The sequence below is a fragment of the Leptolyngbya sp. CALU 1928 genome (assembly GCF_056784215.1).
The window spans coordinates 82,436-105,958 of record NZ_JBXBCE010000002.1 but is presented as its reverse complement, the minus strand read 5'-3'; the positions used below and the strand labels follow the sequence as shown (position 1 = coordinate 105,958).

Genomic DNA, 23,523 nt, shown 5'->3' with positions numbered 1-23,523 from the left:
AGAAAAAGGCTTTTGGACTATAGGCGATGAATGCTGTCTCACTGATGGTGTCTTAAATAAACTTAAAATAGGAAAAGCGATCGCCCCACGGTTACAATCTGAGGCGATCGCTTTAATCAAAAAAACAATTTGAAATTCGATGCTGCAAACTATAGATTCATGAACGGGCAGCAGTTGCCAACTTTTTAATCGAGGATAGTACTAAACGGGGCTTAAGATTCATTCCCATTTCTAGTTCTAAATCAGGTACTTCCTGCCAGCAATGAGGGCAGAACCAATAAATTGATCCATGACGAACATGACGCAGAACTTTGGCAGAGCAGCATGGGCAAGTGATCATAGCTACCTTTTATTTTTTGTTAAAGTAAACTTTTGTTAAAGTGAACTGGTGAGACTTACAGCAAAAAACTGCTTAGTTTAAAACTCGGTGTTGCTGAATCTGGGGATGATTTGAAAATGTTGCCCCTTACTGTAGGGGCGCTTCGCAAAACGTCCCTACGAAATTCATCTCTTAAATCAGCAACGCCTAAAACTCTTCTTCCCAAGACATTTCCTAAGACACTTTAAAGATAAAAAAAGAAATTAGAGATAACAATCCGTCGAAAGGCTATTTCCTAGTACTTTCACTATCCCAAGGCATTTAATTTAGTATTTTTTAATACTAAGAAATGGTTGAATCCACTCAGATTTAACCATTTGCAAAACCTTTGAGCGGTAACAAACTTACTCTCAAAAGAAATACAAATTTATCTAAAGATTTATTTTATTGACGATTTTGCAATAATCCGAAGCATCTCTTCACGCTATTCACTATTCACTTACCTTCAATTAATAAAATTCAATCAAAATGAGCGGAGTAGTTCGGTCAGCGCGATCGCTAAATACTCATACTGAGCAGGATCGTTGTAAATCTGAGCAGAAATGCGAATTTGCCGACCTGTTGGGTGTCCCCAGGGAATGATCGGTACTTCAATCTGGTACTTTTCGAGTAGCGCATTATGTAGCAGTTGCCAGTCTCCATCAGGGAGCGGCACCACCGCCAGAGAACCGAGCATGTCCCTGGGGCAAGGGAAAAAAACATTCAGCGCCCGACAAAGAGTTGCTCTAGCAGCGATCACTTTAGTTCGATTCGTTGCCATTACTTCTGTCCAACCGCCGGGTAACAGAGAACCCATAAATTGGATAGCGGTAGGAACACATAGATACGCTGTTGGATCATCAGTTCCCATCCAATCAAACTCTAAGTGAAAGCGGCTACGATTAGGGCGATCAGCATTGGCACCATGGCTGATGGTTAGGGGGCGAATTTCAGGCTGGCGATCGCGCTGTACATATAAAAACGCTGCCCCTTTCGGCGAACAAAGCCATTTATGGCAATTGCCAGTGTAATAAGTGGCGTTCAACTCGCGTAAATTCAGCGGTATCATTCCCGGCGCGTGGGCACCATCAATTAACGTTTCAATACCGCGCTGGTTGAATTCCTGAACGAGTTCAGCCAGAGGAAACACCAATCCTGTTTGACTGGTGACGTGATCGAGCAACGCTAACTGAGTCCGGCTAGAAATTTTGTTTGTAACCGCTTCCAAGATTTGGCTAGAAGATGTAAGCGGAAAAGGAATCTCTGCAACGACCACTTTCAATCCTTGTCGCTCAGCAATGTAGTTCAGCGCATTGCGGCAAGCATTGTACTCATGATTGGTGGTCAACAATTCTGCTCCGGGCTGAAATGTCAGCGATCGCAACACCGCATTCACCCCCGTCGTCGCATTTGGCACAAACACGAGGTCGGCAGCATTAGCACCCACAAAAGCCGCGAGAGCTTCCCTTGCGTTATCCAGCAGTGGCTCAAAATCAACTCCCAAAAACTGGAGTGGCTGCCGTTCCATTCGCCGCCGATACTGCTGCTGCTGTTTTAAAACCGCAATTGGGCAAGCTCCAAAAGAGCCATGATTGAGAAATGCGATCGCTGGATCAAGCGACCAATATTGGGCAAAAGACTGATGAGCATTGGTGGCTCGTGTCCAATCTATTGACATGTGAACTTGGTTATTTGGGTAAGGCTTCTCAATTGAATATTACAAATTAAGCCGCTACGAATCGACATTGTATAAGAATAAACTTTGTGAAAAACTCCCCAGGCTGGATTCGAACCAGCGACCAATCGATTAACAGTCGATCGCTCTACCACTGAGCTACTGAGGATTACAGCGTGCTTCTTATCGTAGCGACAAGCGGTTCATTTTGACAAGGCTTTTTAAAAAATAGGTGGCAGGAGTTAGGGATTCAGAGCTTAGAACTTTACCTTAGCTGCAACCCGAAACCCAGAACCTGAAACCTTTAGCCTCTATTCTCCACTCACAATCCCTGACCATTGAACTTTTTTCTCACGGCTGCGGCGATAGGAAAAGAAATAGCTAGATTCCTGATAAGTGCAGTGGGGCGCGATCGCAATTTGATCGGGGTGAATGCCTAACTGGGTTAACTGAAGGGCGTTGACTTGGCGGACATCCAGCCGCGCTCGTCCGGGTTCGGGGTCGTCAAATACTGGAGAGTGTGGCATTTGGCGGAGATAGGCGATCGCGTTGGGTAAGTTGCTTAAATCAGGTGGGGCGATCGTCGCGCCTACTTGTGCCGCCACTTGTTCAGATACTTGATAGACCTCTCCTGCGATCGCGGGACCCATGGCAATCCGCAAGTTTTCCAGGCGACTGCCTTGAGATTGCAACTGGGCGATCGCCTCAGGCACAATTTTTTGCGCTGTTCCACGCCAGCCTGCATGAACGGCGGCAACCTGTCCTGTCACTTCGTCCCCAATTAACACGGGAGTACAGTCAGCGCTACACACCCATACGGCTTGATTCGCTTGCTCAGTCACCAACCCATCGGCGGCAGGTAGTTCCGGTATATCGCTGTGATTTTCCATTCCAACCTGAGTGGGTGTAAAAATCACGCTGCCGTGTACCTGTTTGACTCGATACGATACAGCGGTTGGCTGTAAAACTGGTGTTAAGTCTTCGGGTAAGCGCGGGTAAAACTGCTGGGTAAAAAAGCCGTGTTTCCAAGGCTCTAAAATACTACAAGCTAGATAAGGAAGGTCGTTCCAGGTGCGCCACTGCCAACTATGCATAGATGTATTTATTGAGATCACCCTGCTAACCGTAGCATTCTGGGTTAGCAGGGCGATCGCTTGAATCTTCTAAAGCCAGCCAGATCCTGTGCAAGCCATGGCACGCAACAGATTCAGACCGATTGGTCATAAAAGTTTCACGAAAGCCAAGTACAATCAATCTGGGCTATTAGTTGTCAGGTTCACTGAGACAGTTTTGATAGTCGCGTTGGAACTTTGCAGCCCTGAGAATCGACAGTCTGGTGTGAGCGTGTTGTCTTGGAATCTAAATAATGACAGACAAAAGAACGGGTAAATCTACTCATGAACTAGCGACTTGCTTGTTTAGGCTGATGCAAGGAATCGCATGGCTCGGCGGCGTGAGTGCCCTTAGTGGTGGCATGGCGATCGCGCAATCTTCCACCAGCGATCCCTTTTCAGCATCACCCTCTCAACCTGTCATGGCTCCCATAGAAACGACTCCCAGCGCTCCGGTGACTGCTCCAGCGGCTCCTGAATCGTTTCCCAGTGAGTTCTCGGCTCCCTCTCCAGCGGTTCCCACCTATCAACCGCCAACTTCTGCGGCTCCTGCGGTCGTTGCTCCTCCGAGTCGCGCTGCGGAACCCTATGCTGCTCCCAGCACCATCATTTTCTCGGAGCGCTCGTCGGGTTGCCAAGCAACAGTGCGATCGGGTCAAGTGCCCGATGAGTTATGTGGCGGCGCAGCGGTGAGCAATCCTGCTAGACAACCCTTCAATCCCGGACAGCTTGATGCTGGGAGTCGGGTAACAACCAGTCAGCTATCCAACCTTCCCGCCGTGCAGGTAAGTACTCTACTTTCCACGGTCACCGGGCTAAATCCTGGTACTCCTTCTCTCAAAGACTACTATCGCCGCACCATGCGCCCCCCTGCCCAACTGGGGAATGGCAACATTCAGCTTTTGTTTCCGTTGTCGATTCCTGCCGCTATTTCCTCATTGTTTGGCTGGCGAGTCCATCCGATTAGCGGTGATGCTCGGTTTCATAGCGGCACCGATCTGGCGGCTCCCCTAGGCACCCCCGTCTTGGCAGCCTATGCCGGACAAGTCGTTCTAGCGGATCTGTTGGGTGGCTACGGACTCGCGGTGGCGCTAGAACATAACAAAGGCACCGCGCAAACCCTCTACGCTCATTTGTCGGAAATTTTTGTGCAGTCTGGAGAAGTCGTTAAGCAGGGCGATGTGATTGGTCGCGTTGGCAGTACCGGCAACTCCACTGGACCTCACCTACATTTTGAGTTTCGCCAACTGACGACGGAAGGCTGGGTGGCGCTGGATGCAGGCGCTCAGTTGGAATATGCCCTTGCCCAACTGGTGCGATCGCTCGATTTTGCTCAAGCTCCTCCCCAATCTGCCAAAGCCAATGCTGGAGTTGAGGGCGTTCTATAAAAAATTTAGCCTTTTCCTATAAATATCCATGCTCTGCCAAAAAATTTGGAGTCATGGTTTCCAGCGATCGCGGCAAATCTGTGCCATCCCAAGCCTGATCTGCATGAGGAGCCGTTCCCGATCGCAGGAATTTCTCGACATACTTTCCTAAAATATCGCCTTCCAAATTCACCAAACTTCCAGGAACGAGATATTGCAGGTTAGTTTCGGCATAAGTTAAAGGAATGACAGCAGCCGTGAAGCAATTACCCTCAAGGTTGCAGTCCGCAACAGTCAAGCTGATGCCGTTAACCGCAATACTGCCTTTGGAAATGATGTAGCGGGCAACTTGAGCCGAAGCGGTATGAAAGGTCATTTCCCAAGAGGTAGCCGTCTGAACCGCAGATTTTAGGGTGCCCGTGCCGTCTACATGCCCTGTGACAAAGTGCCCCCCTAACTTGCTGCCTACTTTTAGTGAAGTTTCTAAATTAACGTATTGTGCGGAATTGCCCAGCGTAGAGCGATCGCGGGTTTCTGGCGATGCCACGGCAACAAATCCCTGTGGCAAAATATCCACCACGGTCAGACACACACCATCAACTGCTACACTGTCCCCCATCGCCAAACCCGACAGGATTAAGCCAGCAGATTGGGGCAAACAGATAATCTGTAATTTATCGGAGTCGATCGGCTGCAAAGTGCCTAACCCTTGAACTAATCCTGTAAACATTGGTGTAAGTAGGGGGCGATTGGATTAATGAAGCTTAGTCAATCACGCAAAATTCTTAGCCTACAGGCGATTATGAGGATTTTGCAAACGTAAATTTAGCATATAGTTCGATAGGATTTGGGCAGCAATCAGGGCATACTAAGTGTCATGGAGATACCGCTATTGTATAACTGGTTCATTTAGCTAGAATGCCTGCTGAGAATCTGTAAAGCCGAACGAAGCTTTAGACCCAATTCTTGGCTGTCAGTTTTACGGGCTGATAAGCGATTGGTTTCCCCGTTTATGCTTAAGAATGTACTAGATTAGAGTTCCTTTGGTTGTTTCTCCGATAGTTTAGAGTTCGTTTCAGGTGTTCTAGAGGCTAAAACGATGATTGAAATGAAAGTCGCTGGAATTGCGTTGGATGCGGTAACGCGCAGTCCAATTGTGCTTTTGAGAGATTTCACCGAACGCCGAGCGCTGCCTATCTACATCGGAAACGACCAGGCAAAAGCGATTATCAACGCGATCGAGAATCAGGCACCTCCTCGCCCGCTGACTCACGATCTATTGGTCAACATGCTGGAAGCATGGGGCATGACCTTAGAACGAATTGTGATTCACTCTTTGCAAGACAACACCTTTTATGCGTCGCTGACGGTGGTTCAAGGGGATGTGAAAAAAGAAATTGATGCTCGCCCCAGTGACGCGATCGCCCTAGCGCTGCGAACAAATTGTCCCATTTGGGTGCTAGAAGAAGTGATCGCTGATGCCTCCATTCCGGTAGATCGGGATGCCGACGAAGCCGAGCAGCAAGAATTTCGTGATTTCATCTCTAGTCTGCGTCCAGAGGATTTTACCCAACGCAGCAAATTTAGCAGCGAAGAAGCTCAATAAGACTTTACCTATAAATTTTCGTTGACTTATCGTTGGCTTAACCGGGTTGTGACTGCTGCCATTGACGTTGGCGTTCGATCTGGCGATTCGTGAAACGATCCCTACGGGAATCGCGTTTTTCAGGTGTCATGGATTCGGCGCAGTGAGGACAGCAAATGCCCTCTTCATACTCAGGCAAGGCTTTATCAGCGTCAGAAATTGGATGTCCACAACTGCGACACATCCCATAGGTTCCTGGCTCTAATCCCTGTTTGACAGAAACGCGATCGTCAAACACAAAACATTCTCCTTGCCACAGGCTGGCATCTTTGGGCACTTCTTCCAGATATTTCAGAATGCCGCCTTGGAGATGATAGACCTGCTGAAAGCCTTGGCTGAGCAGATATGCCGATGCTTTTTCACAGCGAATGCCACCTGTACAAAACATGGCAACTTTTTGATGTTGCGTCGGATCAAGCTGCTGTACATAGTCTGGAAATTCTCGAAACGAAGTGGTTTGAGGATTAACGGCTCGTTGAAAGGTGCCAATAGTGACTTCGTAATCATTGCGGGTGTCGATCACCAGCACTTCTGGATCGGCAATGAGCGCATTCCAGTCTGCTGGGGTCACGTAGGTGCCCACTTGCACACCCGGATTTGCCTCTGGTTTGCCCAGGGTGACAATTTCGCGCTTTAGCTTTACTTTCAGTCGCTCAAACGGGGGCGTTTTAGCCAGGGATTCTTTATGATCTAAGTCTTTTAGTCGTGGATCAGCTTTGAGCCATGTCAAAACAGTGTTGATCGCCTGCCGAGATCCAGCGATCGTGCCATTGATCCCTTCATGCGCCAGCAAAATCGTTCCTTTAATATCCTGTGCCTGACAATAGTTCAGCACAACGGGTTGCAGTTCAACCCAGTCCGGCAGCGGCACAAACTTATAGAATGTGGCAATAATCCAACTCATAAGCTTTCTATTCAAGAACCTGTCTTAAGCGAGGTTGGCATCTACTAAATCCTATGACATCTACAATTCTAAAAAACTATATCAATGGTGAGTGGGTTTCTTCCAACACATCTGATTATTTAACCGTAATTAATCCGGCAACCGTGGAAATTTTGGCACAGGTGCCGCTGTCTGAAGGGCAGGAAGTGGATCAGGCAGTGCAGGCAGCGCAACAGGCGTTTGCAATATGGCGGAGGGTTCCAGCCGGCGATCGCATCCAATATTTGTTCAAACTCAAAGTTTTGTTAGAAGCAAACCTGGATGACTTGGCGCAAACAATCACGATGGAATGCGGCAAAACCCTAGCAGAATCAAAGGGAGAACTGCGGCGCGCGATCGAAAATGTGGAAGCTGCTTGTGGCATTCCGATGATGATGCAGGGCTACAACTCGGAAGATATTGCGAGAGGAATTGACGAGTTTCTGATCCGGCAGCCCTTGGGCGTGGTGGGGATTATTTGCCCGTTTAACTTTCCAGCCATGATTCCCTTTTGGTTTATGCCCTATGCGATCGCCTGTGGCAACACCGTGATTCTGAAACCATCCGAAAAAGTGCCGCTGACGTTGCAAAAAGTGGTGCAGTTAATTGAGCAAACCGGGTTACCCGCTGGCGTGGTCAATTTGGTGAATGGCACAAAAACAGTGGTGGATGCCCTGCTAGATCATCCCGCAATCCGCGCCATTAGCTTTGTTGGGTCTACTCCCGTTGCTAAATATGTCTACAGTCGGGCGGCGGCGAATGGCAAGCGTGCCCAGTGTCAAGGCGGGGCAAAAAATCCGGTGATTGTGCTACCCGATGCGGATATTGCTACGACCACGCGAATTATGGCAGATAGTGCTTTTGGTTGTGCTGGACAGCGATGTTTAGCAGCATCGGTGGCGATTACGGTGGGAGACGCAACCCAGACGTTTACGGAAGCGATCGCGGAGGTGGCGCAAACTCGCAAAGTCGGCTACGGGCTGGACGACGGCATTCAAATGGGAGCCGTGATCACCTCTGACAGCAAAACTCGGATTGAGCGCCTGATTCAACAGGGAGTTGATCAAGGCGCAACGGCGCTGGTGGATGGTCGTCAGCCCAAAATCATTGGCTATGAGCAGGGTTATTTTGTGCGTCCTACCATTCTGCAAAATGTGAATCCCTTGGGCGATCTTGCCAAAACCGAGATTTTTGGTCCCGTGCTGAGTTTGATTCACCTAGAAACAATTGACGAGGCGATCGCGCTCATTAACCAAGGGCAATATGGCAACATGGCGTGTCTGTTCACTTCCAGTGGTGCCGCAGCCCGACAATTTCGTTCAGAAGCTGAAGCTGGCAATATTGGCATCAATATTGGCGTAGCGGCTCCCATGGCACAGTTTCCTTTTAGCGGGTGGAAAGATAGCTTTTTTGGCGATTTGCATGGACAGGGGCATCACGCCGTAGAATTCTTCACTCAGACCAAAGTAGTGATAGAACGCTGGCATAGCTGGACGCGGCAGTTTTAGAGATAGTTTTAGAGATAAGAGATCTGTGCTTCCAGAACAGCTATCTCGTTACTTTACGCCTTGTGCTGCTACCCTTCGCTGACGAATGGAGTGTTCCAATAGCTCCAATTTTCTTTGTTGAAGGGCGATCGCCACTTATGAATGAGCGTCGATTCTAACTTTTGGCGATCGCGAGTATTCGTCGGCGCATCCGCCCAAAAGCTAATATTGACGGCGACAGGTAAACCATGGGGACGGTGGGCAGAAACATAATTGAGGATATACCGCTTGCAGTCATGTTCCCCTTTCCATCGCTGTCCTGACTTCACAGTTTCTCCTACATACAGCACAATCGGCAACTCGTAATCCACTACAAAGTAAAGCGCTGAAACTCCCTGATCATCTGCTTTCCACCGCCAAAATTCCGTATTCTGTCGTGGCAATTTAAATAAATCAATGCTTTCTGCCACATCTGCGACGGTAGGCGACAGCGCAAATAAACTGCCTTGCTGGGCAGGCGAATTCATCGTTACTTGTTGTTGGTGCTGAAAAACTTGCTGCTTCCACGACTGCAACGCCTCAACACTCATTTGAAGCGGTTCCACGGGCGCTACTCGATAGCCTCCCGGCATATCTGATACCGAAAACAGAGCGGTCTGATGCCCGGTTGTATACTTCGTCAAATTCAAACTCTACCTACTTTGAACTGAGCAAAGATAGCATGATCTGATTGGCTGGATGCAAGGAATTTTGTAAACGGGATGGCGTTAAGGGTCAGGAGCGCGGTTTATCTGAGAACGCCCCCTCAATTAAGCTTCTAGTCGCTACACTGGCAACGGGTCTGTAAAACTGAGATCGGCATGATAAAACACGTTGCACAGTCTGTCCTGGTTGGATTTTTCGCTCGGTTGTTCTGGATGCTGACCTCAATAACGTCTGGGCGATCGCTGCGATTATGTACTGGGTTTGGCGCGATCGCGATTCTTTCCAGCGCGATCGTTAGTTTCCCTGATCTCGCGTGGGCGCAACCGTCTCAGCCTGAAAATGCCCAAGCTCAACTAATCAGCGAAGTCAAAACAATGCAGGCGGGCAAACCGTTTTGGGTAGCATTGCAGCTTAAATTACGCCCAGAGTGGCACGTTTACTGGAAAAATCCGGGCGACTCTGGTAGCGCCCCCTCCATTCAATGGAATTTGCCCCCAGGATTTCAAGCGGGAGAACTGGTGTTTCCCTACCCCAAACGGATTCCGGTCGATCCGCTGATGAACTTTGGCTACGAAGATGAAGTGTATTTATTAACGCAGATTACTCCGGCGGCTCAAGTGGCAAGCAACCCCATCATCCTCCGCGCCCAAGCAGAGGTGTTGGTTTGTAAGCTGGAGTGCATTCCTGAGCAAAAAACGTTGGCGCTGACGATCCCTGTTGCCAACACGTTTCCCATCAAAGACCCAACTTGGGCAGATGCGTTTACCCGGACTCGCCAAGCTCACCCACAGCCTTCACCGTGGGAAAGTTCCTTTGCAATGGATGACAAAGACTTGACGCTATTGGTGAATGCGCCCGGTTTAGCCGCAGGGCAATTGAAACAGGTCGAGTTTTTTCCGAACAAAGACGGCATTATTCAAAATGCCGCGCCTCAACGATTGACGGTCGATCAGGAGCGGATCACATTACAAATTGAGCGCGGCTATCAGGAAAAGCCGGATCGGGTTGAAGGGCTGCTGGTGATTCAGGAAACCAGTGACGACAAAATAAACACTCAGGCATTTGCGATTCAGGCGAAACCTCAGTCTGCGAATGCGGCAACTGCATTAACACAAAGTACTGAAGTTGCTAATTTCCCAATTTGGCAGGCGCTCTTATTGGCATTATTGGGTGGCATGGTGCTAAACCTGATGCCCTGTGTGTTTCCGGTGTTGTCGCTCAAGGTGCTGACGATCGCTCAGCAATCACAGCACAATCCCCGTCAGGCGAGACTCAGTGGGCTGGCGTTTACCGCTGGAGTGCTTGCTAGCTTTGCGCTGGTGGCTGGGGTATTGCTGATCTTGCGATCGCTGGGGCAGCAGATTGGTTGGGGGTTTCAGCTTCAGTCGCCTGTGTTCGTGTTGCTGATGGCGTATGTGCTGTTTGCAGTGGGGCTAAGTTTGTCCGGCGTGTTCACCGTGGGAGCCTCGATTATGGGCTTGGGTCACGGCTTGACGGCAAAACCGGGCTATGGAGGCGAATTTTTTACGGGGGTATTGGCAACGGTGATGGCAACACCCTGCACGGCTCCATTTATGGCAACGGCGGTGAGTGTGGCGTTGGTGCAGCAGCCGACCGTGGCGATCGCAATTTTGCTGACTTTGGGCTTGGGCTTAGCACTGCCTTACTTAATCATTAGCCTCACTCCTGCCCTCCGTCGCTTTTTGCCAAAACCCGGAGCCTGGATGGAAACGTTGCAGCAAGTGTTGGCGTTTCCAATGCATGGAGCGGCGGCTTGGTTGGTGTGGGTGCTGACCTTGCAATCAGGCACCAATGGATTGGCGATCGCCCTAGTGGGCATCATTTTGATCGGGTTCGCGGCTTGGCTCCATCAAAAGACCCAACTGTCTAAAACCATTTGGCAGCGAGTAGGATTGGTCGGCTCACTGGCAGCGATCGCGATCGTCTTGACTCTCACACCGCTGGTTAATACTCCTATTCCATCCTCGTCGTCTACTCAAGCCAATAGTGCCAACAACTCAGTTTGGGCAGCTTACACACCTAGCCAGCTAGATAAGTTGCGCCAATCTAAGCAGCCTGTGTTCATAAACTACACTGCCGCTTGGTGCATCACCTGCTTGGTAAATGAACGAGTCGCCCTCAGCCAGCCAGATGTACTTGCCGCCTTTCAGCAAAAAGGAGTGGCGTTAGTCAAGGCAGATTGGACAAACCGAAACGCAGACATTACCCAATCCCTCAGCCAGTTTGGGCGTAGCGGGGTGCCGCTCTACATTCTCTATCCCGCTGGATTGGGGCAAGGTGAACCCGTCATTTTGCCGCAGGTGCTCACGCCAGATTTATTGCGGAATGCCGTCGCTAATGTTTCTGTGTCATCATAACCAGTGTGAAATTCACCTGTGGTCGCGAAATTCCAATTGTTATTTTCGATCTTGCTCCACGCTACTGAGTTAACCAGGAAATATCCATGAAATTAAGTCGTTCACAAATCCAAACCCAGTTCTTAAAAGTTGCAGTGGTGGGCGCTGCTGTCAGTGCATTAGCAGGAGCCAGCGCTGCGATTAGTGCGTCTAAAGCTCAGCTAACCTCGCAGTCTCAAATTGCTGACTCTACTCGTCTGCCGATGCAAATTGCCGCCGCGCCTGTGCGAATCGGGCAACCTGCCCCCAACTTTATCGCCACAGACAGTAACGGTAAGTCCCATCAGTTAAGCAACTTTAAGGGCAAAACGGTGGTGATGGAATGGACGAATCACCAATGTCCGTTTGTTCGTAAGCACTACGACTCGAGCAACATGCAAAAGCTACAAAAGCAGGCAACTGGAAAAGGAGTCGTCTGGCTATCAGTGGTGTCTTCGGCTCCAGGCAACCAAGGCTTTGTGGATGGCAAAAAAGCGAACGACTTGAGCAAGAGCCGAAGTGCCTCTCCCACGGCGGTATTGATTGATGCGAATGGCAAGTTGGGTCGGCTTTACAGTGCCCGCACAACGCCTCATATGTTCGTAATTGCGCCTAACGGAACGCTGGCATATATGGGCGCGATCGATAGCAATCCTTCCAGCAACCCTGGTGATATCGGCGGTGCGAAGAATTATGTCGCCTCTGCCATAGACGCGGTTTTAAAAGGGCAAAAGGTTAATCCATCTGTGACTCAGCCCTATGGTTGTTCAGTCAAGTACAAGAGCTAGAAATGAATAGAGTGAGGGCGATCGCGTTTGGTTGTGGGGTGAGCATGGTGCTAACAACCCAGACCGCCATATATGGGAGGGCGATCGCCCAATTCAGTACTAGGGAAGCCACTTGGAAACTACTGCAACAGCAGAAATCGGGTTACGTGGTGTTGATGCGCCATGCCGAAGCACCGGGAACAGGCGATCCAGCTAACTTTCAGCTAGGAGATTGCTCAACCCAACGCAATCTATCAGCCGCTGGGAGATCGCAAGCCGCAAAAGTGGGTCGAGAATTCCGCGATCGCGCCATCCCAATCGCCAAAATTCTTTCAAGCCAATGGTGTCGCTGCCTAGATACGGCTCGATTGCTAAACTTAGGTGCAGTGCAACCCTTCCCCGCCCTCAATTCATTTTTTCAAAATTCAAACCGTGAACCCAAGCAAACTGCAAGGGTTCGCCAATGGATTAAAACGAACTCTAAACAAAAAGGTGTGAGTATTTTAGTGACTCACCAAGTGAATATCACCGCACTAACCAATATTTTTCCGCAACAGGGAGAGTTGATTGTGCTAAGCACAACTGCGGATGGAACAATTCGGGTCGTTGGACGAATTTAGGAAGCCTGAGGGCACTGTTTGTCATCTCAACATGACGAAGCAGTGACCTTCAGCCGATTCCTTGCTTGAAATTGATTTATTTTTTCTTAGTAGTGGCTTTCGTGGCTTTCTTTTCTTCTTTCACATCTTCTTTTGCAGGGGCAACCTTTTCCTTAAAAGACTTACCTGCAGAGAACGCCGGAACCGTTGTTGCTGGAATTTTAATCGGTTTGCCCGTGCTAGGGTTACGCCCTTCTCTCGCTTGGCGTTGACGTGCCTCAAAAGTTCCAAAGCCAACCAAGGTCACCTTTTCCCCTTCAGCAACAGCTTCCATAATGGCATCAACAACTGCGCTTAAAACTGCATCAGCATCTTTTTTGGTGATCTCTGCTTTTGCCGCGATCGCATCAACTAATTCACTTTTGTTCATAAAAAACCTCGTAGGGTATCGAATAGCCTGCTGCGATTATACTTGAGCCGTTTCAAAATGAACCGACTACGATGGCATAGATCTGCAAATTATTATCAAAAATACTAATCTATTTGCCCCTCTAGCAGCTATTTCGTGGGTTTAGACTAATACTTTCGCTGTTTTAGCCGTTAAAAACGTGATTTGCAGAAATACGCGAGATAATTAAACCACTACGCACAGGATGCGATCGCAGGAAAAAAGATGGATGTAAAAGCCGCTGTTGCTTACGAACCGGGAAAACCCCTCACGGTAGAAACAATTCACCTAGAAGGACCCCAAGCCGGGGAAGTATTAGTCGAAATCAAAGCAACGGGAGTCTGCCATACCGACGCTTACACCCTCTCTGGCAAAGATCCAGAAGGACTATTTCCCGCCATTTTAGGGCATGAAGGAGCCGGAATCGTCGTCGAAGTAGGGGCTGGCGTGACCAGCCTCAAACCCGGCGATCATGTGATTCCGCTCTATACGCCTGAATGTCGCAACTGCGCCTATTGCTTAAGCCGGAAAACGAACCTGTGTCAGGCAATTCGGGCAACTCAAGGAAAAGGACTGATGCCCAATGGCTCTAGCCGCTTTTCTAAAAACGGCACCCTGATTCATCACTATATGGGCACCTCCACCTTTGCCAACTACACCGTGCTGCCCGAAATTGCCCTTGCCAAAATTCGTGAAGATGCGCCTTTTGACAAAGTTTGCTACGTCGGCTGTGGAGTGACCACGGGCATTGGAGCCGTGATCAACACTGCAAAAGTAGAAGCAGGTGCAAATGTGGTCGTGTTTGGCTTAGGCGGCATTGGCTTAAATGTGATTCAAGGCTGTCGCATGGTGGGGGCAAACAAAATTATTGGGGTCGATATTAATCCAAGTAAAAAAGCGATCGCAGAACAGTTAGGGTTAACTCACTTTGTCAATCCGAAAGAAATAGAAGGTGATTTGGTTGCCCATTTGGTGGAACTGACCGATGGCGGTGCCGATTACAGCTTTGAGTGTATTGGCAATGTCAACCTGATGCGGCAAGCCTTGGAATGCTGTCACAAAGGGTGGGGGGTGAGCGTGATTGTGGGAGTTGCCCCTGCGGGAGCCGAAATTAGCACCCGACCGTTTCAATTAGTCACAGGACGGGTGTGGAAGGGAACCGCCTTTGGGGGAGCTAGAGGTCGCACGGATGTTCCCAAGATTGTGGATTGGTATATGGAGGGCAAAATCAACATTGATGATCTCATTACCAACGTGATGCCGATTGAGCAGATCAACGAAGCCTTTGATCTGATGCACAGCGGCAAAGGCATTCGTACCGTTTTAACGTTTTAGCTCAGTGAAGTCGTTCTACAAATCAGCTAGCGCTTAAATCATAGACTTTCTTACTTAAAGTCAAGCGCTTTTTCGATCGCTTTCAGCATCTCAGATTCATCTCGGCTGACTCGTTCGCCGCCAATTCCAAACAAACCGCCTTCTTTCACTGCTTCGGCAATTTGGCGGGCGATCGAGAGAACCCAAGCTTTGAACTCTTGTGCCTGAACCCCCGTTACTTTACTGCTCAAAATCACACTGACCTGCCTAAAGTGATCGAGGGTGTTTTTCCGCCCTTCAGATGCATTCTTGAGATTTTGAAGTGCGCCTAGCAGTTCAAACTGTTTTTTGAGCAAAAGCTGTTCTCCCTGTAAAGGATCTTTTGCATCGGTTTCTTTCATGGATGCGGTCAATGACTTTGCTAAATCACTGGTTAGATCAGTGCGGTTCTGCTCATTTACCACTATCTGAACGGCAGCTTGGGTTTCTTGTAGAAAGGAAACCGGATCAGTTTTGTCAGCAAGTGTCATTGCCATGATGATCATGGTGGGAGTTTGCAGCAGAGTTGACCACTCACCTTCTGGAAAATATTGTTGACTCATGATGGAAAACCTTCTTCAAAGAAACCTTGTATTTTGACCAATATACTTTCTATCCTTGCGTAGGAACAGGCTAATTGCCTTTAAGCAAAGATTTCAATTTGGCATCAGGACGGACGATAAGATTAGAAAAAATATCAATGGAAGCCCTATGTCAGCGCCCTATAGTGACGACCTGCGAAAAAGGCAATTCTCTTCGAGACACTGTGTGAACGTCGCTGCCAGACGAGGCGATCGCAAGAACAAAGTCAGCCAGATGTTGAACGCTAGCCGTAATACCTTAGACCAGTGATTCAACCGAGAAGTCCAAAATGATTAGTTTTTTCTTATCATGTGGAGATAGATACCTGGCTAAGATACTGCTAGTTTGAAAAAGGCGCAGACCGATGAAAGACCTAAAAAAACTAAGAGTACCCAAGTGGCTGATTACTCTGTTGATATTAGGTCTGCTGGCAGGCGTTGGTTATGCCGTGTATGCCCAGATCACCGCTGCCAATTCCAAAGAAGGCAAACGGCGCGGAAGAACGGTGGCAGTTGAGCAAGTCAATTTGCCCGTGACGATCGCGGCAAATGGCACCGTGCAGCCAGAACGCTCAGTGAACGTGAGTCCGAAAACATCCGGGAAACTGAGAGAACTGCTGGTGAAAGAGGGCGATCGCGTGGAGCAGGGACAAATTCTTGCTTACATGGATGATTCCAATTTTCAAGGACAGCTTACCCAAGCAAAAGGGCAAGTTGCATCCGCTCAAGCCAATCTGCAACGGTTGCTAGCAGGAAATCGCACTCAGGACGTTGCCCAAGCCCAAGCGCGGGTTCGGAATGCAGAAGCCACTGTGAGACGCGCAGAGCAAACGTTACGGCAAAATCAGCAATTGTTCAATACCGGGGCAATTTCTCAACGAGAGCTAAACAACTCTTTGGCAGACCGGGATAGCGCGATCGCCCAACTGACAGAAAATAAACAAGCGGTCTCCTTACAACAGGCAGGGTCGCGCCCTGAGGAAATCGCGGAAGCCCGTGCCCAAGTGACCACGGCTGAAGGTGCCCTGCAAACCGTGCAGATCCAGATTGCCGACACCGTGATTCGTGCGCCATTTGGTGGCGTTGTTACCAAAAAGTTCGCCGATCCCGGAGCCTTCGTCACCCCAACGACTTCGGGAAGTGCGGTGTCTTCCGCCACATCCTCTTCAATTTTGTCTCTCGCTTCTAACAATCAAATTATGGCAAACGTGGCAGAGTCCAACATTGCCCAAATCAAATTAGGGCAACCTGTTGAGATTAAAGTAGATGCCTTTCCCGGCAAAACGTTTACAGGAAAGGTAATTCAACTGGCAACCCAATCCACCACGGTGCAAAACGTCACCAGTTTTGAAGTGAAATCTTCGATCGCCGATCCCGCAAAGGTGCTTCGAGCCGGAATGAGTGTAGATGTAGAGTTCAAAGTGGGCATGTTGAGCAATGTCTTGGTGGTTCCCACCGTGGCGATCGTGCGGCAAGAGGGAACCAGCGGCGTGTTGGTGATGACCGAGGGAAAAAGCGATTCCCAGGGCGATCGTTCCACAAATCGCCCTTCAGAATTTCGTCCCATCACCACTGGAGTCAGCGTCACCGACAAAACAGTGGTGCTATCTGGGTTGCAGCTCGGCGATCGCGTCATGCTTAGTTTTGCTCCAGGAGATCGTCCTCAATCTCGAACCCCCTCAGTGCTTCCAGGCATGGGTGGTTCTGGTAGTGGCGGGTCACGACAGCGTTAAGAGGATTGTATGGTAAAGCCTGATCAAATTCGCCCGACGGCCGTTCCTGTGCTTGAAGTGTTGACCATGGCACTCAATGCCCTCTGGAGTAACCGCCTGCGTACCGCGTTGACCATGTTGGGAGTTGTGATTGGTATCGCCTCTGTGATTACAGTAACCTCAGTTGGGCAAGGCGTTCAAAAAGCAACCGAGCAGCAAATTCAGGCATTGGGATCAAACGTGATGCTGGTGTTGTCTGGGGTTGCCCGTTCGGGTGGCATTAGCCAAGGCAGCGGTTCCGCCTCGACGTTGACCTGGGAAGATGCCCAAGCCGTGGCTAGTCAGGCTCCCGCCGCCAAAGCCGTCACTGCATTTCTTCAGCGCCCTACTCAGGTAGTCTATTCGGGCGAAAACACGTCAACTAGCCTTTTAGGGGTTGATTTGAATTATCCAGAGGTGAAAAATATTTATCCTCAAACAGGGCAATTTTTTAGCCAAGCCGATTTGGATGCCGCCAACCCCGTGACGGTATTGGGCAGTAAGGTGCGAGACGACCTATTTGGATCGGGCGGCAATGCTCTGGGAGCTAGCATTCGCATTCAAGGAGGGAGTTATGCAGTGATTGGAGTGATGGAGCCGAAAGGCTCGGTGGGTGGGCAGGATCAAGACGATCGCGTATATATTCCCTTGACCAACATGTCGTCTCGAATTGTGGGAAATAATGCGATTAATGGTATCGCTGTGAGTGGTTTTTGGCTTCAAGCGGAAGATGATGCGGCATTGGAAGCGGCGCAATTTCAGGTAACCAACCTCCTACGCATTCGGCATAATATCTACCCACCTCAACCGGATGACTTCCGGCTGAGTAATCAAATTGACATCATTAATGCCTTTGGAAACATTGTTGGCTTATTCACAGTGATGGTGGGGGCGATCGCCGGTATTTCTTTGATCGTTGGCGGGATTGGAATTGCCAACATTATGCTGGTATCTGTAGTGGAGCGCACCCGTGAAATTGGCATCCGTAAAGCAGTCGGAGCGACGAACAGTGCCGTACTCAGCCAGTTTTTGACGGAAGCGATCGTCGTATCGATCATCGGGGGCGCGATCGGTATTGCTTTAGGGGTCGGCTTAGCCTTTGCTGCCGCTCAACTCTTTCGCTTTCCCTTTGTGCTTTCTCTCTGGGCGATCGCGGCGGGACTTGCCCTCTCTACCACCGTCGGGTTAATCGCCGGAGTGATTCCTGCCCGAAATGCGGCGCAGCTTGATCCGATCGCGGCTTTGAGAAGCGATTAGCTCTACGCTTGTTCCGTGATCCGTGGCTTATAGCCGCGCTCAAACGCAAACCGCACTAGTTGAGACCGATTTTCTAGCTCTAGTTTGTTCAGAATATTACTCAAATGAGTTTGTACGGTGCGGGGGCTAACAAATAAGCGATCGCCGATTTGCTTGTTAGTCAAACCCTGCACCACTTCCCAAAACACTTTTTCCTCGGCTGGCGTTAATGGTAACGCTGGCTGCGGTGTCACCGGACTAGTTGACTTCTCCAAATCAGACTTTTGCATCAGCCGCACAATTTCAGAATGAACCCGGCGCGATCGCTCCAATTGCGCCTCAATTTTTGCTAACAGTTCACGAGGTTCAAACGGCTTCATCAAATAGTCATCAGCTCCCATAGAATGCCCTTGGATGCGGGCTTCTACTTCCCCCTTGCTAGAGAGAAATATAAATGGGACCAGTTGCCCAACGCGAGTTGCCCGCAATCGACGGCAAAACTCAAACCCATCCATCTCCGGCATCATCACATCTGACACAATTAGATCTGGCGGATCTGCTTCAACTGCACTCAGAGCTTCTGTTGCTGACCCCGCACTTTGAACGAGGTAGCCTCGCTTTTCTAAGTAACGCGTTAGCGCCATTCGCAAAGTCGTGTCATCATCAACCACGAGTACTCGTTTCATCTGAATTTCCTGTAGAGTAGATCACGCGAAAATACTATTAACTGGCACTTTTTGAGCCTGTACGAACCACATTTCAGCAATTATTCTGCTTGATTCATTTAGCATTCCCAGAGACGCGCAAACTTTATAGTTATCTGACACTTTTTCTGAAAGAAAGCCCAAAATTTGACCCCAAAAAAGTAGCGAATCAATTTGGGCAGCCCCTTTCTGTCTGGTGCCAAAGACTATTTTTTAGGAGGAATTTTGCAATCTGCTCAAAAAAGACAGTTCACAGTTCCCAACTTGAGATACCCTAACCGAGCGGCATGAAGCAGGTCACTCAAATTGTTACTCCCTGACCCGACGATTGCCTGCCTTTATATTGGAGCGACAGCAATGACTTACGAAAAGATTAGCCCTCCAACTACGGGTTCTACAATTACATTCAAAAATGGAGAGCCTGTAGTTCCAGATGACCCGATCATTCCGTTTATTCGGGGAGATGGAACCGGAATTGACCTATGGCCCGCGTCTCAAAAAGTCTTTGATGCGGCAGTGGCGAGTGCTTATGGGGGAAAACGCAAAATTTCCTGGTTCAAAGTTTACACCGGGGATGAAGCCTGTGAACTGTATGGCACCTATCAATATTTGCCTGAGGATACGCTGACTGCAATTAGAACCTATGGCGTGGCAATTAAAGGCCCGTTGACTACCCCCATTGGCGGTGGAATTCGATCGCTGAATGTGGCACTCCGCCAAATTTTTGATCTGTATACCTGCATTCGCCCCTGTCGCTATTACGAAGGTACGCCCTCGCCCCACAAAACGCCTGAAAAGCTAGACGTGATTATCTATCGGGAAAATACAGAGGATATTTATCTAGGAATTGAGTGGAAGCAGGGCACGGAAATGTGCGATCGCCTGATCAAAATTCTCAACGAAGATCTGATTCCTGGAACCCCGGAACACGGTAAAAAAAAGATTCCCCTGGATGCAGGCATTGGCATCAAACCCATCAGCAAAATGGGATCTCAGCGCCTAGTGCGTCGTGCCATGCAACATGCCTTGAGACTGCCCAAAAATAAGCAAATGGTGACCCTCGTCCATAAGGGCAACATCATGAAATATACGGAAGGGGCATTCCGCGATTGGGGCTATGAACTGGCAACCAGTGAGTTTCGGGCAGAGTGCGTCACGGAGCGGGAATCTTGGATTTTAGGCAATCAGGCAAAAAATCCAGACCTTTCCCTTGAAGATAATGCTCGAATGATTGATCCTGGCTTCGATGGGTTGACCATGGAAAAACGAGAGGTCATTTGTGCCGAAGTGAAACAAGTGCTGGATGAGATTGGAGAAAGCCACGGAAATGGCAAGTGGAAGGAAAAGGTAATGGTGAACGATCGCATTGCCGATAGTATCTTTCAGCAGATTCAAACCCGTCCTGATGAATACTCCATTTTGGCAACCATGAACCTAAATGGCGATTATCTCTCGGATGCCGCAGCGGCGATCGTTGGGGGACTGGGCATGGGACCAGGAGCCAACATTGGCGACTCCAGCGCTATTTTTGAAGCAACCCACGGCACCGCACCGAAACACGCGGGATTGGATCGGGTCAATCCCGGCTCGTTGATTCTCTCCGGCGTAATGATGCTGGAATATATGGGTTGGCAAGAAGCTGCAGACCTGATCAAAAAAGGTTTGGGTGAAGCAATCTCTAATCGTGAGGTGACTTACGATCTAGCGCGATTAATGGAACCGCCTGTGGAGCCGCCCTTGAAGTGTTCTGAGTTTGCCGAGGCGATTATCAAACGCTTTTAGCGATCGCTGGCTATAACTTTCCCAAAAAAGAGCCAGATCCTTTACAGATCTGGCTCTTACTATTTATCTCTGCTTTACTAACACCCTGATCTGGCTAATAACTCATCAATCACTTAGCTTGCTGCTGCTTCTTTACGACGACGGGCGCGCTTCAGCTTCCCGATTGCCGCAATCCCCAAGGCTGCACCTGCCATAGTTGTTGGTTCTGGTGCGGCTTCAGAGGAACCGGAAAATGCGATGGCATCGTTGCCGCATTCAAGGAATAGGTTTGCCATGAAAGAACCACCGGGCAATGCGCCTCGATCAAAGCTGAAGCCAAAAGTGTTGTCACTGGCAGCCCCACCCCCAAAGTTTAGCCCTATTGCAGATAGGTTTTGGGCGGTTAGAAGATTGACATTACCTACTTTGTTTCCAGAATCAATCACATTTTGAATGCTATTGGTTGCGCCATAGTAGCTATTGGCAGCAGCACGAGTCGCGATCGCGGTTCCCTGCGTGTTTTGCTTATTAAACGCACCGCCTGAAGCCGTGTAGTACTGGTTGAGGCTGCTATAGCCGTCGTTTTGTAAAGCAACACTGGCGGTTTTCACTCCAGAGTAAACGCCCAGACCCACCTTAGAATCGTTGGCGGCTGCAAAGCGAACTCCAAACAGTTGACCTGCTGCGGCGGCATCATTGAAGTTTTTGCCGGAGAAGTTGAAGAATAGGTCACCAAACCCGATCGATCCACCTTGGGCACCAGCGTGGTTAACGCCTGCCAATGGGGTTCCGCCCGTCAACGCCACAAAGAGCTTGTCACCTTGGACACTCATTGCCATGCCCTTGATGTCATATTGGCTACCACCAGAACCGTCTCCAATTGCATCATATTGATAGCTCCAACCGCTGCTTAAGGATTGAGCATTAGCGCGATCGCCGGAGGTGGCGATCATCCCCAACGCAGCCACACTACCAACAACAGTCGCAACGGTTACTTTTAACATTGTGTTCATGGGATTTACCAGCCTTATAAGAATCAGGTGAGAGATGTTTTCTCAGTGAAGAATGTTCACTATGAACTGTATTTATCTTTCCCAAGCATACTCATCGGACTAACAGAAATGAGTAAAAATCTCGCAAAGAAAGGCTCTGGCATGAAAAAATTCCGTAAGGGTTTTCCAAAAACTGATCCTCAAATACACGGAGATGTACGTACGTATAGGTGGTTTATTGCCATCCGACTATACGCATAATGGAGAAATAATTGACCTAACAAGAAGCGGCAGCAGAACAGTGAATCTAAACGTTCAAAACGCAAGTAGCCCTTCCTCTCTATTATTTTCAGCATAGTTATTCCTTGCTTCAAAATCGCCATTCATGCGAATGTGCAACTCTAGACCGATTATTTAGAGTATTTGATCCTCAAATTTTCAGGTTGCCGCAACTGATACAAGCAACGAGGACGGTTAACCTTTCATCAAGGCTAATATTGGTCCTATCAAGGAACCTAACAACAAAACTGCCACACTCAGAAAACTAATGCCAAACCCAGGGCCACGTTTTTTTGCTTCTTGGTAGTATCCCCATGCATAGAGAACGCGACCCATCACCCATACTGCCCCAATTCCGGCACCCCAATAGGGATTTACATAAATTGAGAACAACCACAAAGCAGGCAGAAACAAAATCATCTGTTCTAAAGTATTTTGCTGCACTCGCAGCACTCGCTCAAAGCTAGGATCGCCCGTCGTCGCGGGTGGCATGACTCCATATTTCATCCGCGCCCGACCCACGTTTAGGGTGATAACCAAATACAGCACCAGTGCCAAGCTAGTAATCAAACTGGGAAAAGCATAAATAGATAGGGGAGAACCAGGCATAAATAATTTTGGATAATGGAACCTTTAAATATTAGGGTAATGAGTTGGTTTTAACTGGTGTGTGACTATGAAGTCATTTCACTGTAAGCGCGATCGCGATTTTCAGCCTTTCCCTCTCCTTTTATTAAGAAAACTTGAGTCGTGACGCTTGCTTCGTTACCCTGAGTTGCTGGAGAAATACCCCATCTGCGCGATCGCTCTAGAAGATTAAATGCCTAAGTTTCAAACAATGCAAATATGGCAGCAGGCAGAACTGCTGATGCAGCCTGCGTTTATTCGGCTAATTGCCAATGTGGAAAAGCAACTTGAAGACTCTGCTTGGAAGGGCACCTATAAAGATGTGCAGGTGTGGGCAGAGGGCACCAGTGAAGAGACGAAAGCACTGGTGATGCAGTTGCGTAGTCAATTAGACGGAGCAACGGAGGAGGAAACTGAGGCGATCGAACACCAGTTATCTCAGTTTCCGGCACCCTTTCCAGGGTATTGGTTATGTCTTTCCCGTGGCAATCATCAGCTTACGGTTGACCTATGGGATTTGTGTTATCAAATTTGCTTCCAAAATTACGACTCAATTCATGGCACTTCCCACGCTGCCGATGAGCCGATTGGAGAAAGTGTTGCGGTCGATGTCAATTTGTTTGATGAAACGGGCGAAGTTGATTGGCACCGCTTAGACGATAAAACCTGCCAGACTGTTAAACAAGTTTTTGATGCGTTACCAGCGTAGACCCTGCTTCAAGGTGGCAGGGTCAAAACTAATTCAACGCTACATCGGA

The 23,523-nt window shown here is 49.0% G+C and carries 22 protein-coding genes and 1 tRNA gene; 12 read left to right on the top strand and 11 right to left on the bottom strand.

Going from position 1 to position 23,523, the window contains the following annotated elements:
- Window positions 1-842 precede the first annotated feature (842 nt).
- The 3 genes from AC1S5B_RS16070 to pgeF form a co-directional block, all read right to left on the bottom strand.
- Window positions 843-2,036 carry an aminotransferase class V-fold PLP-dependent enzyme gene (locus tag AC1S5B_RS16070; RefSeq protein ID WP_482036715.1) on the bottom strand — a complete coding sequence of 398 codons (1,194 nt, stop codon included), beginning with the start codon at window positions 2,034-2,036 and terminating at the stop codon, window positions 843-845.
- 94 nt (window positions 2,037-2,130) lie between these two features.
- Window positions 2,131-2,202, bottom strand: a tRNA-Asn gene (locus AC1S5B_RS16065).
- Between the two features lie 142 nt (window positions 2,203-2,344).
- Window positions 2,345-3,127, bottom strand: a complete 783-nt coding sequence (gene pgeF / locus AC1S5B_RS16060; protein ID WP_482036714.1) for a peptidoglycan editing factor PgeF — start codon at window positions 3,125-3,127, stop codon at window positions 2,345-2,347.
- A gap of 272 nt (window positions 3,128-3,399) precedes the next feature.
- On the opposite strand from pgeF, the gene AC1S5B_RS16055 reads away from it, so the two are divergent.
- Window positions 3,400-4,533: a M23 family metallopeptidase gene (locus tag AC1S5B_RS16055; RefSeq protein WP_482036713.1), complete on the top strand. Its 1,134-nt coding sequence runs from the start codon at window positions 3,400-3,402 to the stop codon at window positions 4,531-4,533.
- 16 nt (window positions 4,534-4,549) lie between these two features.
- Here the strand turns inward: AC1S5B_RS16055 and ribE are convergent, their stop codons facing one another.
- The gene (gene ribE / locus AC1S5B_RS16050; protein ID WP_482036712.1) at window positions 4,550-5,242 is read right to left on the bottom strand and encodes a riboflavin synthase; all 693 of its coding nucleotides are present in this window, start codon (window positions 5,240-5,242) and stop codon (window positions 4,550-4,552) included.
- 369 nt (window positions 5,243-5,611) lie between these two features.
- On the opposite strand from ribE, the gene AC1S5B_RS16045 reads away from it, so the two are divergent.
- Window positions 5,612-6,118: a bifunctional nuclease family protein gene (locus AC1S5B_RS16045; RefSeq protein WP_482036711.1), complete on the top strand. Its 507-nt coding sequence runs from the start codon at window positions 5,612-5,614 to the stop codon at window positions 6,116-6,118.
- A 37-nt stretch (window positions 6,119-6,155) separates the two neighbouring features.
- Here the strand turns inward: AC1S5B_RS16045 and trhO are convergent, their stop codons facing one another.
- Window positions 6,156-7,061 carry an oxygen-dependent tRNA uridine(34) hydroxylase TrhO gene (trhO, locus tag AC1S5B_RS16040; protein WP_482036710.1) on the bottom strand — a complete coding sequence of 302 codons (906 nt, stop codon included), beginning with the start codon at window positions 7,059-7,061 and terminating at the stop codon, window positions 6,156-6,158.
- Between the two features lie 53 nt (window positions 7,062-7,114).
- On the opposite strand from trhO, the gene AC1S5B_RS16035 reads away from it, so the two are divergent.
- The gene (locus AC1S5B_RS16035) at window positions 7,115-8,587 is read left to right on the top strand and encodes a CoA-acylating methylmalonate-semialdehyde dehydrogenase (protein WP_482036709.1); all 1,473 of its coding nucleotides are present in this window, start codon (window positions 7,115-7,117) and stop codon (window positions 8,585-8,587) included.
- A gap of 68 nt (window positions 8,588-8,655) precedes the next feature.
- Here the strand turns inward: AC1S5B_RS16035 and AC1S5B_RS16030 are convergent, their stop codons facing one another.
- Window positions 8,656-9,249 (bottom strand): GIY-YIG nuclease family protein, encoded by a 594-nt coding sequence (locus AC1S5B_RS16030; protein ID WP_482036708.1) that lies wholly within the window; start codon window positions 9,247-9,249, stop codon window positions 8,656-8,658.
- Window positions 9,250-9,426: 177 nt separating this feature from the next.
- Here AC1S5B_RS16030 and AC1S5B_RS16025 point away from each other — a divergent pair, with 177 nt between their 5' ends.
- The 3 genes from AC1S5B_RS16025 (at window position 9,427) to AC1S5B_RS16015 (ending at window position 13,054) form a co-directional block, all read left to right on the top strand.
- Window positions 9,427-11,649, top strand: a complete 2,223-nt coding sequence (locus AC1S5B_RS16025) for a protein-disulfide reductase DsbD family protein (protein WP_482036707.1) — start codon at window positions 9,427-9,429, stop codon at window positions 11,647-11,649.
- An 86-nt stretch (window positions 11,650-11,735) separates the two neighbouring features.
- Window positions 11,736-12,455 (top strand): redoxin domain-containing protein, encoded by a 720-nt coding sequence (locus AC1S5B_RS16020; protein ID WP_482036706.1) that lies wholly within the window; start codon window positions 11,736-11,738, stop codon window positions 12,453-12,455.
- A gap of 2 nt (window positions 12,456-12,457) precedes the next feature.
- Window positions 12,458-13,054, top strand: a complete 597-nt coding sequence (locus AC1S5B_RS16015; RefSeq protein WP_482036705.1) for a histidine phosphatase family protein — start codon at window positions 12,458-12,460, stop codon at window positions 13,052-13,054.
- Between the two features lie 76 nt (window positions 13,055-13,130).
- Here AC1S5B_RS16015 and AC1S5B_RS16010 read toward each other — a convergent pair whose 3' ends face one another.
- Entirely contained in the window at window positions 13,131-13,463 is a 333-nt protein-coding gene (locus AC1S5B_RS16010; RefSeq protein ID WP_482036704.1) for an HU family DNA-binding protein, read from the bottom strand.
- A 243-nt stretch (window positions 13,464-13,706) separates the two neighbouring features.
- Here AC1S5B_RS16010 and AC1S5B_RS16005 point away from each other — a divergent pair, with 243 nt between their 5' ends.
- On the top strand, window positions 13,707-14,816 hold the full coding sequence (locus AC1S5B_RS16005) for an S-(hydroxymethyl)glutathione dehydrogenase/class III alcohol dehydrogenase (protein WP_482036703.1): 1,110 nt from the start codon (window positions 13,707-13,709) through the stop codon (window positions 14,814-14,816).
- 50 nt (window positions 14,817-14,866) lie between these two features.
- Here AC1S5B_RS16005 and AC1S5B_RS16000 read toward each other — a convergent pair whose 3' ends face one another.
- The gene (locus AC1S5B_RS16000; RefSeq protein ID WP_482036702.1) at window positions 14,867-15,397 is read right to left on the bottom strand and encodes a hypothetical protein; all 531 of its coding nucleotides are present in this window, start codon (window positions 15,395-15,397) and stop codon (window positions 14,867-14,869) included.
- A gap of 148 nt (window positions 15,398-15,545) precedes the next feature.
- Between AC1S5B_RS16000 and AC1S5B_RS15995 the strand changes: the two genes are divergently transcribed.
- The 3 genes from AC1S5B_RS15995 to AC1S5B_RS15985 all read left to right on the top strand — a co-directional run bounded on the left by AC1S5B_RS15995 (window position 15,546) and on the right by AC1S5B_RS15985 (window position 18,423).
- Window positions 15,546-15,686, top strand: coding sequence for a hypothetical protein (locus AC1S5B_RS15995; protein WP_482036701.1), 141 nt, complete (start codon window positions 15,546-15,548; stop codon window positions 15,684-15,686).
- A gap of 94 nt (window positions 15,687-15,780) precedes the next feature.
- Entirely contained in the window at window positions 15,781-17,148 is a 1,368-nt protein-coding gene (locus tag AC1S5B_RS15990) for an efflux RND transporter periplasmic adaptor subunit (RefSeq protein ID WP_482036700.1), read from the top strand.
- A gap of 9 nt (window positions 17,149-17,157) precedes the next feature.
- Window positions 17,158-18,423, top strand: coding sequence for an ABC transporter permease (locus tag AC1S5B_RS15985; protein ID WP_482036699.1), 1,266 nt, complete (start codon window positions 17,158-17,160; stop codon window positions 18,421-18,423).
- A gap of 2 nt (window positions 18,424-18,425) precedes the next feature.
- Here AC1S5B_RS15985 and AC1S5B_RS15980 read toward each other — a convergent pair whose 3' ends face one another.
- The gene (locus AC1S5B_RS15980) at window positions 18,426-19,088 is read right to left on the bottom strand and encodes a response regulator transcription factor (protein WP_482036698.1); all 663 of its coding nucleotides are present in this window, start codon (window positions 19,086-19,088) and stop codon (window positions 18,426-18,428) included.
- 375 nt (window positions 19,089-19,463) lie between these two features.
- Here AC1S5B_RS15980 and AC1S5B_RS15975 point away from each other — a divergent pair, with 375 nt between their 5' ends.
- Entirely contained in the window at window positions 19,464-20,888 is a 1,425-nt protein-coding gene (locus AC1S5B_RS15975; RefSeq protein WP_482036697.1) for an NADP-dependent isocitrate dehydrogenase, read from the top strand.
- A 113-nt stretch (window positions 20,889-21,001) separates the two neighbouring features.
- Here AC1S5B_RS15975 and AC1S5B_RS15970 read toward each other — a convergent pair whose 3' ends face one another.
- A complete protein-coding gene (locus AC1S5B_RS15970) occupies window positions 21,002-21,880 on the bottom strand; it encodes an XDD3 family exosortase-dependent surface protein (protein ID WP_482036696.1) in 879 nt (292 codons plus the stop codon).
- 453 nt (window positions 21,881-22,333) lie between these two features.
- On the bottom strand, window positions 22,334-22,747 hold the full coding sequence (locus AC1S5B_RS15965; protein ID WP_482036695.1) for an MAPEG family protein: 414 nt from the start codon (window positions 22,745-22,747) through the stop codon (window positions 22,334-22,336).
- A gap of 211 nt (window positions 22,748-22,958) precedes the next feature.
- Between AC1S5B_RS15965 and AC1S5B_RS15960 the strand changes: the two genes are divergently transcribed.
- Window positions 22,959-23,474: a hypothetical protein gene (locus AC1S5B_RS15960; protein WP_482036694.1), complete on the top strand. Its 516-nt coding sequence runs from the start codon at window positions 22,959-22,961 to the stop codon at window positions 23,472-23,474.
- The last annotated feature ends 49 nt before the right edge of the window (window positions 23,475-23,523 follow it).

Bases quoted from the DNA above. Each gene is read 5' to 3' on its own strand.
- AC1S5B_RS15970 (WP_482036696.1), bottom strand. From the start codon at position 21,880: ATGAACACAATGTTAAAAGTAACCGTTGCGACTGTTGTTGGTAGTGTG.
- AC1S5B_RS15975 (WP_482036697.1), top strand. From the start codon at position 19,464: ATGACTTACGAAAAGATTAGCCCTCCAACTACGGGTTCTACAATTACA.
- AC1S5B_RS16020 (WP_482036706.1), top strand. From the start codon at position 11,736: ATGAAATTAAGTCGTTCACAAATCCAAACCCAGTTCTTAAAAGTTGCA.
- AC1S5B_RS16055 (WP_482036713.1), top strand. From the start codon at position 3,400: ATGACAGACAAAAGAACGGGTAAATCTACTCATGAACTAGCGACTTGC.
- AC1S5B_RS16035 (WP_482036709.1), top strand. From the start codon at position 7,115: ATGACATCTACAATTCTAAAAAACTATATCAATGGTGAGTGGGTTTCT.
- AC1S5B_RS16070 (WP_482036715.1), bottom strand. From the start codon at position 2,036: ATGTCAATAGATTGGACACGAGCCACCAATGCTCATCAGTCTTTTGCC.
- AC1S5B_RS15965 (WP_482036695.1), bottom strand. From the start codon at position 22,747: ATGCCTGGTTCTCCCCTATCTATTTATGCTTTTCCCAGTTTGATTACT.
- AC1S5B_RS15980 (WP_482036698.1), bottom strand. From the start codon at position 19,088: ATGAAACGAGTACTCGTGGTTGATGATGACACGACTTTGCGAATGGCG.
- AC1S5B_RS16045 (WP_482036711.1), top strand. From the start codon at position 5,612: ATGATTGAAATGAAAGTCGCTGGAATTGCGTTGGATGCGGTAACGCGC.
- AC1S5B_RS16015 (WP_482036705.1), top strand. From the start codon at position 12,458: ATGAATAGAGTGAGGGCGATCGCGTTTGGTTGTGGGGTGAGCATGGTG.
- AC1S5B_RS15995 (WP_482036701.1), top strand. From the start codon at position 15,546: ATGTCAGCGCCCTATAGTGACGACCTGCGAAAAAGGCAATTCTCTTCG.
- AC1S5B_RS15990 (WP_482036700.1), top strand. From the start codon at position 15,781: ATGAAAGACCTAAAAAAACTAAGAGTACCCAAGTGGCTGATTACTCTG.
- AC1S5B_RS15960 (WP_482036694.1), top strand. From the start codon at position 22,959: ATGCCTAAGTTTCAAACAATGCAAATATGGCAGCAGGCAGAACTGCTG.
- AC1S5B_RS16010 (WP_482036704.1), bottom strand. From the start codon at position 13,463: ATGAACAAAAGTGAATTAGTTGATGCGATCGCGGCAAAAGCAGAGATC.
- pgeF (WP_482036714.1), bottom strand. From the start codon at position 3,127: ATGCATAGTTGGCAGTGGCGCACCTGGAACGACCTTCCTTATCTAGCT.
- AC1S5B_RS16025 (WP_482036707.1), top strand. From the start codon at position 9,427: ATGATAAAACACGTTGCACAGTCTGTCCTGGTTGGATTTTTCGCTCGG.
- AC1S5B_RS16005 (WP_482036703.1), top strand. From the start codon at position 13,707: ATGGATGTAAAAGCCGCTGTTGCTTACGAACCGGGAAAACCCCTCACG.
- AC1S5B_RS16000 (WP_482036702.1), bottom strand. From the start codon at position 15,397: ATGAGTCAACAATATTTTCCAGAAGGTGAGTGGTCAACTCTGCTGCAA.
- ribE (WP_482036712.1), bottom strand. From the start codon at position 5,242: ATGTTTACAGGATTAGTTCAAGGGTTAGGCACTTTGCAGCCGATCGAC.
- AC1S5B_RS15985 (WP_482036699.1), top strand. From the start codon at position 17,158: ATGGTAAAGCCTGATCAAATTCGCCCGACGGCCGTTCCTGTGCTTGAA.
- trhO (WP_482036710.1), bottom strand. From the start codon at position 7,061: ATGAGTTGGATTATTGCCACATTCTATAAGTTTGTGCCGCTGCCGGAC.